We start from the raw sequence: 12,045 nt of genomic DNA on the forward strand, positions 1-12,045 counted from the left end.
TAAAGAGTAACTATCAAGATAAATAATGGTAGCTACTCTTTTTAAATATTCATCATGAAAAACCAAAACGACATTAGTATGTAGAAAGAGGATCAAAATAAAGTAACATTGAAACCATAAAAACAAATGCAAAGAATCCAATTATAGAAAGAATATATTCCTTTGTCTCTCTGCTATACTTCCATTCCATCCATACGCGTAATAAGGAAATTGCTCCAAAATAAGTAAGTACAGCAATTCCTATATTAGCATTTTCTACTTTGAACAGATAAATAAAACTTACTATAAGATATACGATAAAAAGACCTATTTCTAATTTTACATGTAAACTATTTACATGCTTATATATCCAAGCATTGCCCTTTGGCATATTTAGTTTTTTTCTTAAAAACTTTTCTAAAAAATATCCTCCAATTATCATAATAATAACTATAATCCAAATAGTAGAGTTGCCCATTGCATTCCCTCCTATTAAATTAATTATGTTTTCGTAACAAAATGGATTATATATTTTTTAATATGTAGATAATGTATTCATTTTCTTTATCTTCTTTAGTAGTAGTTTTATCAAGACATGTTTTATGTATTGTATAACAACAATCTATTTCCCATCCCTTTTGTTTCGGGATGTTTAATCCTTTTTCTTTCTATTTTTTCAAAAACGAATATAGATAGTACCGATAAAATTAATAGAGTTATTTTTATAATTGACAGAAAACCCTATCCTTTTATTTTCTTACTTGCATTTTCTCCGGCTGATCACTCGGATACGTGGCATTCCTTTTATTTTCTACGTCCCAACTAATAATTGTCGCACTATCACGTCCCAACTGATGATGCACGTGTTCTAAAACATTGTGAATATTTTCTTTAAGTGTTTTATCATTTCTGTTCATAGCATTATACAAATTTACAGGTGTTTCATATCGGCGTTCCCCGCATTCTAATACTCCATCTGTCACCATCACAATTCGGTTCTTTCCAGTACGTAATTCACGAATACCTGATGAATAACAAGGAACAGGTAAATCAAATGTGTTTACATTTCCAATCCATTCGTAAAAATGACGTTGATTTAATGCATATTGTCCTAACTTATGTAACTCTTCATGAAATACATACACTAAACAATCACCAATAGAAATCCACCATATATAATTTTCTTTTCTTACACATAGTAAGCAAGCTGTTTCACCTTGTATTCTTTTGCACTTTTCCTTAAATGAAGATGACTGAAAAATTGTAAGTATATGATTTTCAACATACTGAAATACTGTATCAATTGGTTCATTCAAAATTACGCTTATATTTTCATATTCTTTTTCGATTGTATTTACTACTAAATCAACACTTTCTGCACTATTATGTCCATCTAATATAGCTGCAAATTCCCATTCACCATTTGACCAAACTAATGCACCATCTTCGTTCTTTTTTGCTCCGGCACTAATATTCCCACCATATGCACCGAGCACGATATCACCATATTGCTTTACCGAAATTTCGTCTAAACACATTTCTCTACTTCCAACCCATGAATGTTGTCTATTATTTTTTGTATGCATATTCACTCACCATATACTCTCGTATTCTTTCGCATAGTTTTTTGATTTTCGCTGCGTCACCATATGGTGCGCCAGTCCATTTCGCTATCTCGCTTGGTGACCAAAACTCTTTTGGTGTATTCGGATAACGCGGAATAATGTGCATATGCATATGTGGTACACCATTTCCTGAAACAAAAGTGTAAATATGCTCTGCACCTTCGCTTTCTTTTAGCGCTTTACTTACTCTACTTGTTATACGTCCGAACGCTTTCGCTTCTTCATCTGTTAGTTCAGCAAGTCCAGGTACATGTCTTTTTATATCTATCATTACATAACCCAGGTATGTTTCTTCACTATCCCAGTGGACATGTCCAACGTAAACGAGTTCATCTTCGTAAATAGCTCCACCTGGAACTATAATATTTCCTTTATGCTTTTTGCAAATGAAGCAGTTTTGTTCTACTTGATTGTTTGTTGACATATTCATCACCTTCCTTTTCATATATAATATCACAAAAAAAGGAAAAACAGGTTTTGTATTCCGAATTTTCATTCTTTTGATACAGCAATTTTTGAAATGAATTTACACCTCATTATTTCTTCAAAAACGCAATCCCAATTATAATCCCAATCACAATTCCGATTACTAAATTATTTGTAAAGTGCCCTTGAAATACACCAATTACAACCCCTATACCGACACCTATTGCCAAAGCATCATTTCTTTTTTTATTTTTAGCCAATATTGCATCTCCTCCTACCATTTCTCGCTAAATAGCATACATTTACTTGAATGTATTAATATACGCACTATCTCGCTTAAATATTTCTAAAAAATGTACTGTAACTTCACATATAATATTTTCCATTTTCTGTACATACTCCTTTTATATTGAAAAATTTTCAAGTAACTATTAATTATACATAGGCATTTACTATAAGAAAGCTTCGTAATTTATTGAAGGAGGAACAATTCAAATGTATCCTCATTGGAATCCAAATATAAATCAACAGTATGTTTATTCCACCCATCCCGCAAGGAATACATTGCATCATGATTCACAATATATGATGCGGCGTATCGTAAGTCTTGAAAGTCAATTAACTAAATTAATCTCATTAATCGAGGAAAATAATCAATTCATTAAATCAATGGAACAACAACAAAACCAAGTTTGTGCACCAGCTGGAGGTTCTGTTATCGTTCATATGTAATCTAGATGCAATAAAAAACACACTTTGTATTATAAAAGTGTGTTTTTTGGTCATTATTTTCTTTTCGTATGGAACCCTTGTGTAATTCGATCTAATATAATTGCGATTACTACGATAGCTAATCCAGCTTCAAATCCCATTCCGATATTAACTTGTGTTACAGAGCGATATACATCAACTCCAAGCCCTGGAGCTCCTACAAGTGATGCTGTTACAACCATCGATAACGAAAGCATAATGCTTTGGTTCACACCAGCCATAATCGTTCCGGTTGCAAGTGGTAATTGTACTTTAAATAGTTTTTGTGATGCTGTGGATCCAAACGCATTCGCTGCTTCAATTAAATCTTCTGGAACTTGTCTAATCCCTAAGTCAGTAAAACGAATTGTCGGTGGCATTGCAAAGATTACCGATGCAATAATTCCAGGTACTACACCAACTCCGAAAAATGTAATCGCTGGAATGAGGTATACGAATGCCGGCATTGTTTGCATAAAATCTAATGTTGGCTTTAAAAATTTTGAGAAACGCTCATTTTGAGATGCTAATATACCAATTGGAATTCCGACAATAATTGAAATAATAACAGACGTAAGTACGAGTGCTAATGTTTGCATCGTTTGTGCCCAGTAGTTAATATTCAAAATGAATAATAATCCAATAAGCGTAAAAATGACTAAAGATAATTTCCTCGTTGTGTACCAAATGAAGAAACACAAGATAATAATCATCAATATGGCAGGTATTATTGTTAAAAAATTAGTGAGTAAATCAACGAATCCACCAATAATATAAGAGAATCCTCGGAATAAGCCTTCAAAGTGCTCATATAAACTTGCAACAAATGAGTCGACCCATTCCCCTAATGGAATACGTGGTATACTATTCATCGTCTTTCACCTCTTCCTCAATGTTTCCTGCAAGAGCTTGAATGACACTTTCACGTTTAATAATTCCTCTTAGCCTTTTCTTCTCATCGATTACTGGTAAGGGATATTTCATCTCTGCCATTTTTGCATATGTCTCTTCCAGTAAAGTATCCAAATACACATGCGGAATATCATTAAGTAATAAATCAGCAATCGGCCACTGTTTTTGTACTGCTTTACTCGCATCATCCGCAGTTAATATACCTAAAAACTCATACTTTTTGTTTACAACATATACAGTTGAGACGCCTGCATTCCTCATAATTTGAAGAGCCACACGAGGTCCACGATCAATTAATAAAGTTTCTGGTCGTTTTAAAATAGACTCAGCCGTAATTACTTTTCCTAAATTCACGTCCGCAACAAACTTTTCTACAAATTCATTTGCGGGGCTCATCATAATTTCTTCTGGCGTTCCAATTTGGACGATTTCTCCATCTTTCATTAATGCGATACGATCTCCAATTCGAAGCGCTTCATCTAAATCATGCGTAATAAATATAATCGTTTTTTCCATTTTATCTTGTAACTCTAACAATTCATCTTGCATTTCTTTTCGAATAAGTGGATCTAATGCACTAAATGACTCGTCCATTAGTAATACATCTGGATTATTCGTTAGTGCCCTTGCGATTCCAACGCGCTGCTGCATACCACCACTAAGTTGACTTGGATAATTATCTTTATGATGATCGAGTCCTACTAACTGTAGCGATTCTAACGCTTTTTTCTCTCGCTCTTCAACCGGAACTCCTTGTATTTCTAAACCATATGCAACATTTTGTATAACTGTACGATGCGGAAATAGAGCAAATTTCTGAAATACCATACTCATTTTCGTTCTTCTTACTCTCCGTAACTCTTCTTTTCCCATCGTTGCGATGTCTTCACCATCTATATATATATGACCTGCAGTTGGTTTAATCAATTGATTTAACATACGAACTAGCGTAGATTTCCCGCTGCCAGACAAACCCATAATAACGAAAATCTCTCCAGAGTAAACTTCAAACGTTGCTTTTTTCACCCCAACGTTCATTCCTGTCTCTTTTAAAATTTCCGATTTACTTTTTCCTTCTTTTAATAAGGAAAGGGCTCTTTGCGGATGTTTCCCGAATACTTTTGTTACGTTTTCAACACGCACCTTTGTATTATCCATGTCACTACTCCTTTTCTACCCATCTATTCACATAGTGTTGCGATTTTACAAAGAAATATTACATAAAAATGACATTCATAAGATTTCTTTAAAATTCTCGTTTCCGTTCATAATAAGAATGCTTACTTATACATTTATTTTATAAGGCAAACGTTACTTAGGAGGTTTTCGATGCGAAAGAAAATTTGGTTTATATGCCTTGCATTATTTATTACTATGATTTTCACTTCATGTAATGCAACAAATGCAAATTCGAAAGGAAAAATTAAACTTGGTGTAACAAGTTGGAAAGAAAATATTGCAACTGCAAACATGTGGAAAGTTTTATTAGAAGAAAAAGGCTACAAAGTTGAGCTCATGTATTTAGAAAAAGCCGCAATTTGGACTGGTGTCGCTCGTGGCGATGTTGATGCGAATTTAGAAGTATGGCTACCAGTTACAGATAAACCGCTAAACGATCGTTATAAAGATGATATTGTCTTAAAATCAAAATGGTACGAAGGTACTGGACTAGGTTTAGTCGTCCCTTCTTATATGAAAAACATAAACAGTATCGAAGATTTAAATGCTCATAAAGATGAACTAGATAATAAAATTGTCGGTATCGAACCCGGTAGTAGTCTTATGAATTTAACGAATAAAGCAATGAAAGAATATGATATAAAACTAAAACTTGTCCAATCTTCTGAAGCTGCGATGATGAGTGAACTAAAGAAAGCATATACAAAAAAGAAACCAATCGCTGTTACGCTTTGGAATCCGCATTGGGGTTTTTCAGAATTTGACTTAAAATATTTAAAAGACCCTAAGAAAGTATATGGTGAAAAAGATGACATTTATTACTCCGTTCGTAAAGGTTTCGAAAAAGATCACCCAGATGTTATAAAATACTTTGATAAATGGAAAATGAACGATGAACAGCTCGGTACGTTAATGGTCATGTTAAATAAAACAAAAGATCCTGAAGAGGCTGCGCGAAAATGGATTAAAAAAAATCAAGCATTAGTTGATGAATGGGTAAAGGATTAATAAAAAGGCTAGAGAATTAACATATCCTCTAGCCTTTTTCATCTTATTTTTTCGTAACAACGTCATCTACAATCCCATATGCCTTCGCTTCTTCTGCAGTCATAAAATAATCTCTTTCTGTATCATGTGCTACTCTTTCAATCGGTTGGCCTGTTTTTTCTGCAATCATTTTATTAATATCATGCTTTAACTTTAATATTCTTTTCGCAGTTATTTCAATTTCTGTTGCTTGCCCTTGTGCACCACCAAGCGGCTGATGAATCATAATTTCACTGTTAGGAAGCGCAAACCGTTTTCCTTTTGCTCCTGATAATAATAACAATGCACCGAATGATGCCGCAAAGCCCATGCATAGCGTTTGCACATCTGGTTTAATTAAATTCATCGTATCTAATATTGCAAAACCTGCTGTCGTTGAACCTCCTGGGCTATTGATGTATAAATATATATCTTTTTCTGCATCTTCTGCTTCTAAAAATAATAATTGCGCTACGACACTACTCGCTACTTGATCGTTAATTTCTGAGCCGATAATAATAATGCGGTCTTTTAATAACCTTGAATATATATCATAGGAACGTTCTCCTAATTTTGTTTGTTCTACTACATATGGAATTGTATTCATTTTAAATCCCTCCAATACTTGTTATGCTGCGCAAAGCATACAACTGTAGGAAGAAGGGTTTTTCACATTAAATAATAACACTGGCTGTTTAGATGGTAACTTAGTAAAATCTATTGTCGGAAGAAGTTTCGTTAACAATTCTGGTCTTTCCTCACGAATAGATGTTACAACAACTTCAATATCCTCTGTGAATTCGACTATCTCAATCCCTTCTTCACTTACAGTTTTCAGCCTATTTCTACTCCGAAATAAAGAAGCCTTTACTGCACCTTCTGATACAGAACACACTTTAGCAATATCAGCGATACTATATTGAAAAACATCTTTTAATAATAAAATTGCGGATTGCTGTACATTTAATGAAGACAATACTTTCCCTACCATTTCATGCAAATCTGCAATGTTCTCATGTGGTTCTTCAAAAGTGATTTGTTCTCTTATTTTTTCATGAACAGACTTAGACTTTATCTGATCTAACCAACGATTTCTTGCTATTTTATAGACGAGTGTCATACAAATATCTTTATTTCTATATTTTCGAAGCACTTTACACACTGTTTCTTGGGCGAGATCTTCCCCATCCCATTTGTTTTTCGTTAAAAAAGTACAGTATCTTTTTAACTCTCCATATTGTTCAATTAAAAAGTTTATATTTGAATGATTCATATCGATATGGTTCTTTAAAACATGAGTTACTTTTGTGCACAAAATAACCACTCCTTTTCAGCGCTTACTTAATAAAACGATTCAACATTAAAAAAAGTTACGGGGATATAAAAAAATAATGTTTATGTTCAATAATTCGCGGTCATAAATATGTTATGTACAATTTTACGTGAGGAGGAACAAATTTGCCAAAATTAACAATTGAAGGTGCGGGAACTTTTGATGTGAAAGAAGGAACAAAGTTAGTATTAGCAATTGAAGATAGCGGTGTCAACATTCTTCATCGTTGCGGCGGGAATGCACGTTGCACAACTTGTAGAGTAGAAATACTAGCAGGTGATTTCTGTGAAGCGAGTGCGAATGAGAAACATGCAATGACGGAAAAAGGGATTGAAGATCATTTACGATTATCTTGTCAAATGCGTGTACATAAAGATATAGTCGTTCGTCCGGTACTTACAGTTGAAAATTCAGGTCTTGATGCTGGACCGCGTCCGGCAGAGTAAAGCGATGAATTTAAAACAGCTCGCTGGCGAATATGCCGCTAACTTTGTAAATGATGGCATGAAGATTGGGCTTGGTACAGGTTCTACTGTATATTGGACAATACAAAAATTAGGTGAGCGTGTAAAAGAAGGATTATCATTTCAAGCTGTACCGACATCAAAGGAAACTGAAGCATTAGCACATCAACTAAATATCCCCCTAATTTCGTTAAATGACGTACAAAGTCTTGATCTTACAATTGATGGAGCGGATGAAATTGATTCAAATTTACAACTTATAAAAGGCGGTGGCGGTGCATTACTTCGTGAAAAAATCGTTGCCTCTTCCTCTAAAGAACTAATTATCATTGCTGATGAATCGAAACTTGTAACACATTTAGGTACTTTTCCATTACCTATTGAAATCATCCCTTTTTCATGGAAACAAACCGAAAATAAAATTCAGTCTTTAGGATGTCAAACAACATTACGTTTGAAAAATAATGAAACCTATATAACCGATAACAATAACATGATTATCGATTGTATATTCCCTAATCATATTTCTAATCCTGCCCATTTACACACTCAATTAAAAATGATTACTGGTGTAGTTGAAACAGGGTTGTTTATAAGTATGACGAGTAAAGTAATTATCGGCGCTAAAAATGGGATAAAGGAATTGTAATAAAAGCTAACTTTTTAAAGTTGGCTTTTTAGTATGTTCTTCTCTTTATAGTGCATTATTATGATATACTATGAAAACACAAGCTGATTACACTAGAAAGGACTGAACATTTTGCAATCCAAACTTATAACAGAACTTACTGATTTAGAAACTGCCTTTCATATTCGAAAAGAAGTATTTGTAAAAGAACAAGGTGTTCCTCTTACAGATGAATTCGATACATTCGATGAAATCGGAGAGCAATGTAAACATATTTTAGTTTATTATCATGAGCTTCCTGTAGGTACAGGGCGTATACGATTTGTTGATGGCGTCGGAAAATTAGAACGTATTTGCATTTTAAAAGATTATCGTACATACGGATTAGGTAAAGTCATCATTCAAACGTTAGAAGAAATTGCTCGTAACGAACAAGCTACAAAAGTGAAACTACACGGGCAAACACAAGCTGAAGGATTTTATAAAAAATTATGTTATGAAACTTCTTCTGATATATTTATGGAAGATGGCATTCCGCATATACTTATGACGAAAGTGTTATCATAATAAAAAGGGTAGTATATGAATCTTATGTATTCATACACTACCCTTTTTTATAAATAGAAAAGTGAATTCTCAAGATTCTCTTTTGAAATCAAAGCCCATCATCTCTTAGTTCATATCTAGGTAAAGCTTACACTGTTTTCCATAATGATAATGCATAAATCCAGTTCGGATCACCATTTCCTTGATAACTCTGGACTGCTTCATATACTTTTCCTTCGTGTAGAACTCTATCTCCCTTTTTATATGCTTTTTTTGCATCCCACGCTTCATATGAAGCGTTTTCAGTTTTTGTAGTAATTGTGAATATATCACTCTGTACGGATTCATTTCCAGCTACATCAACAGCTTTTACTACATATTTATAAGTAGTATTAGCGAGCAGATTTTTATCCATATAAGAAGCTGTATTGGATGTTGCAATCTTTTTCATTGATCCTTCTGTTTCTCTATAAATATCGTAATGGTCTACACCAATATTATCGTCAGATGGACTCCACATTAAATCCACGCTTGACGCTGTCGTTCCCATACTATGTAATCCTTTTGGTTGTGTTGGTGCTTCTGTATCAGGAATCTCAACTGTTGTTTTTACTGTAAGCGCTGTACTTTCCTTCGATACATTGCCAGCTGCGTCAATTGCTTTTACGGTATAAGAGTATTCTGTGCTTGGTTGTAATTTCTTATCAATAAAATGAGTGCCTATTACTGTATCAATCATCTCTCCGTTACGGAAGATTTGATATCCTTTTACCCCTACATTATCCGTAGAAGCGTTCCATGTTAGTTCTACACTATTCGCTGTTACTTTTTGCGTCTGAAGTCCATTTGGAATACTTGGCGCTTCTATGTCTGGTTTCACATCATTAATAAGATTAACATCAATTACATTATAGAATGCATTTGCTGTATCAGCTACATCCCATACTGCTAAAATCACATGATATCCACTACGATCAGTAGGTACATTGATTTTATGAGTTAAATTATTTGAAGCTGCAGAACCATCATGTTGTACTGTTCCAATTGGTTCAAAATCTGCTCTTGTTAGCGCTTTATTTGGATTCCATCCTTTTTTAGTAATATAGTAATGCCACTTACTCGTTAAGTGAGGCGCAGTATACTTCCAAGTAAATGTATTTTCCCCACCAGTGATTGTATTTTTAAACCAACGATTTGCTGTTTGTTGATCTAAAATACCACCAAATTTTCCGCCTGCTGAAGCAATTTGTCCATCTACTGGACCACCTTGTGGGAACCCTTTTGGAGCTTCTAAACTTTGTGGTTCATACATAACACTTCCACAGTTTACATTTAGCGCACCATAAGTTGGACTACATAAAGCAGATCGGCTACCAGGCTTTTCAACAAAACCGTGCGCATAAGCATTTTGAGGAATAAGTGTCGTACTAATAATTCCAGCTGTTAATGCTACAGCTCCTAAACTTTTTTTGTTCATTTTCATATTTTGTAGTTGTTTTAAAAATCGATTATTCATGTTCATGTCTCCTTCTTGTTATACTTTGTAGTGGAATGTGGGCTTTGATGTAAAAGAATAACAAGAGACAAACTTGTACCGATGTATGTGTTAATTATGCATACACCGCAGTGAAATTATATTTTTCTTGTGGAATATCTCACTTTATGAATATATCATGACATAGAAATCACCTGAGTATGTGCAGAAGTTGTGCAGAAACAGTGAAATTATTACTAACATGTAAAACTAAGTCCTAACATTTTAAAATAAAATTTGAATATATTTATCTATCATCTTTACTTCATAATTGACAATACATTTAACAGGTTAACTTTTATTCTTATACTTATATCTCTCAGTGCCTTAGTTTTAACCATACTAGATATTAAAAATAAGAATTATAAAGTTAAATAAAAAGCATCCTATTTAGATGCTTTTCTAATGTATAATTTCATTTTTTCACTGACCTACAAATATAAAAATTTCATCAACAGCTTCCTTATATCCACCTGATTTTTGGAAAGATTTCTTCAAATTCAAAGCAACTTCTTTAAATGACGGATTATTTAATACCATTTCTACACTTTCACTTAGTTGATCCGCAGTTAATCCTTGCATTTGTAATTTTATTCCTGCTCCAAGACTCTCCACTTGCTTTGCGACTACTGGCTGATCTGCACTTTGCGGTATTACAACGAGCGGAACCCCGTTATACAGTCCTTCATGCGCACTGTTCATCCCGCCGTGTGTAATAAATAGTTTCGTATATGTAAGCAGCTCAGTTTGGGGTACATAGTTTTTCACAATGAAGTTTTTAGGAATTTCGCCTAGATCACTTATTTTTGTTTTACTACCAATAGACATAACAATTGTATGCTCACTATTCTCAAAGGCCTTCATACACAGTTTATAAAAGTCAATCGCTTCATTAAAAACAGTACCTAATGAAATATAAATCGGACTTTTTTCTTCAATTGAAGTAAAATCAACGTCTCTGTTTTTCATTTGTGCAGAGATAGATGGTCCTACAAATTTATATATTTCATCAAACGTATCACCAAAAGGCTGGAACTCCTTAATTGTATATACAATAGTAAGGGGTGCAGGATTACAGAAAACTTCATACGATGATTTTATTTCAACACCATATTTTTCAGCGATTCCCTTCGTTAAGTTTTGAAAATCATTCTGTATTTTATCATAAATTTCTACTGGGATATTTTTTGATAGATGACCTAACATTTGCTCAAAGGATTTTTCATCCTGCGCAAAAGATGTGCAGGAATTTATGGCTGGAAGTTTAAGGATTTGAGCAATTAAATGGCCACAGCCAAACATAGAATCATGAATTATGTAATCAAAATGTTCACCTTCAATTTGTTCTAAAACGCTAGGTATTACAATATCCGCTGTATGTAGAAGGCCATTTATTCTTTCCTGTAAATAATTTCTGCCTCCAGATAGAAACGCTTTTATAAATTTTTGATCATCAATCGTTCGTACAGTAGCACCCGTCTTCTCAATCCGCTCCCTGAAAGCTTCTATTGAAAAATAAACGACCTCTTCACCACGAGAAATCAATTCATCTACAACTTGTAAAGTTGGATTTATATGTCCTTCTGATCCAGCATTAATAAATAAAACACGCGCCATAATAAACACTCCTTACGTTAAATCAT

The 12,045-nt window shown here is 33.7% G+C and carries 15 protein-coding genes; 5 read left to right on the forward strand and 10 right to left on the reverse strand.

The annotated features are described in order from the left end of the window. Positions 1-73: 73 nt before the first annotated feature. From MR112_RS13810 to MR112_RS13825, 4 genes are all read right to left on the reverse strand, one after another. Positions 74-457, reverse strand: coding sequence for a DUF4181 domain-containing protein (locus tag MR112_RS13810; RefSeq protein ID WP_000528448.1), 384 nt, complete (start codon positions 455-457; stop codon positions 74-76). Between the two features lie 271 nt (positions 458-728). Then, entirely contained in the window at positions 729-1,565 is an 837-nt protein-coding gene (locus MR112_RS13815) for a protein phosphatase 2C domain-containing protein (protein ID WP_199630287.1), read from the reverse strand. Continuing rightward, entirely contained in the window at positions 1,549-2,049 is a 501-nt protein-coding gene (locus tag MR112_RS13820; RefSeq protein ID WP_242245044.1) for an HIT family protein, read from the reverse strand. Before MR112_RS13820 ends, MR112_RS13815 begins: the two co-directional genes overlap by 17 nt. Positions 2,050-2,140: 91 nt before the next feature. Further along, positions 2,141-2,311: a glycine zipper domain-containing protein gene (locus MR112_RS13825; RefSeq protein ID WP_033689096.1), complete on the reverse strand. Its 171-nt coding sequence runs from the start codon at positions 2,309-2,311 to the stop codon at positions 2,141-2,143. Positions 2,312-2,525: 214 nt separating this feature from the next. Between MR112_RS13825 and MR112_RS13830 the strand changes: the two genes are divergently transcribed. Continuing rightward, complete coding sequence (locus MR112_RS13830; RefSeq protein ID WP_048656175.1) at positions 2,526-2,762, forward strand: hypothetical protein; 237 nt, start codon at positions 2,526-2,528, stop codon at positions 2,760-2,762. 53 nt (positions 2,763-2,815) lie between these two features. On the opposite strand, the gene MR112_RS13835 is transcribed toward MR112_RS13830, so the two are convergent. Both MR112_RS13835 and MR112_RS13840 read right to left on the reverse strand, forming a co-directional pair. Then, a complete protein-coding gene (locus tag MR112_RS13835; RefSeq protein ID WP_001084759.1) occupies positions 2,816-3,652 on the reverse strand; it encodes an ABC transporter permease in 837 nt (278 codons plus the stop codon). After that, positions 3,645-4,850, reverse strand: coding sequence for a quaternary amine ABC transporter ATP-binding protein (locus tag MR112_RS13840; protein ID WP_000370606.1), 1,206 nt, complete (start codon positions 4,848-4,850; stop codon positions 3,645-3,647). The genes MR112_RS13835 and MR112_RS13840 overlap by 8 nt, the downstream gene beginning before the upstream one ends. A 171-nt stretch (positions 4,851-5,021) precedes the next feature. Between MR112_RS13840 and MR112_RS13845 the strand changes: the two genes are divergently transcribed. Continuing rightward, positions 5,022-5,879 (forward strand): glycine betaine ABC transporter substrate-binding protein, encoded by an 858-nt coding sequence (locus tag MR112_RS13845; RefSeq protein WP_001227615.1) that lies wholly within the window; start codon positions 5,022-5,024, stop codon positions 5,877-5,879. A 43-nt stretch (positions 5,880-5,922) separates the two neighbouring features. Here MR112_RS13845 and clpP read toward each other — a convergent pair whose 3' ends face one another. Both clpP and MR112_RS13855 read right to left on the reverse strand, forming a co-directional pair. Beyond that, on the reverse strand, positions 5,923-6,504 hold the full coding sequence (clpP, locus tag MR112_RS13850) for an ATP-dependent Clp endopeptidase proteolytic subunit ClpP (RefSeq protein WP_001092372.1): 582 nt from the start codon (positions 6,502-6,504) through the stop codon (positions 5,923-5,925). A gap of 21 nt (positions 6,505-6,525) precedes the next feature. Then, complete coding sequence (locus tag MR112_RS13855; protein ID WP_078187195.1) at positions 6,526-7,212, reverse strand: RNA polymerase subunit sigma-70; 687 nt, start codon at positions 7,210-7,212, stop codon at positions 6,526-6,528. A gap of 143 nt (positions 7,213-7,355) precedes the next feature. On the opposite strand from MR112_RS13855, the gene MR112_RS13860 reads away from it, so the two are divergent. The 3 genes from MR112_RS13860 to MR112_RS13870 all read left to right on the forward strand — a co-directional run bounded on the left by MR112_RS13860 (position 7,356) and on the right by MR112_RS13870 (position 8,889). Then, on the forward strand, positions 7,356-7,676 hold the full coding sequence (locus tag MR112_RS13860) for a 2Fe-2S iron-sulfur cluster-binding protein (RefSeq protein WP_001125388.1): 321 nt from the start codon (positions 7,356-7,358) through the stop codon (positions 7,674-7,676). Between the two features lie 4 nt (positions 7,677-7,680). Further along, entirely contained in the window at positions 7,681-8,343 is a 663-nt protein-coding gene (gene rpiA, locus MR112_RS13865; RefSeq protein WP_001049982.1) for a ribose 5-phosphate isomerase A, read from the forward strand. 111 nt (positions 8,344-8,454) lie between these two features. Beyond that, a complete protein-coding gene (locus MR112_RS13870; RefSeq protein WP_242245045.1) occupies positions 8,455-8,889 on the forward strand; it encodes a GNAT family N-acetyltransferase in 435 nt (144 codons plus the stop codon). A gap of 127 nt (positions 8,890-9,016) precedes the next feature. Here MR112_RS13870 and MR112_RS13875 read toward each other — a convergent pair whose 3' ends face one another. Next, positions 9,017-10,384: a lytic polysaccharide monooxygenase gene (locus tag MR112_RS13875; protein ID WP_075677130.1), complete on the reverse strand. Its 1,368-nt coding sequence runs from the start codon at positions 10,382-10,384 to the stop codon at positions 9,017-9,019. 441 nt (positions 10,385-10,825) lie between these two features. Next, complete coding sequence (locus MR112_RS13880) at positions 10,826-12,019, reverse strand: macrolide family glycosyltransferase (RefSeq protein ID WP_000124880.1); 1,194 nt, start codon at positions 12,017-12,019, stop codon at positions 10,826-10,828. Positions 12,020-12,045: the final 26 nt, after the last annotated feature.

The sequence above is a fragment of the Bacillus cereus group sp. BfR-BA-01330 genome (assembly GCF_022663885.1).
Classification (GTDB): Bacteria; Bacillota; Bacilli; order Bacillales; family Bacillaceae_G; genus Bacillus_A; species Bacillus_A cereus.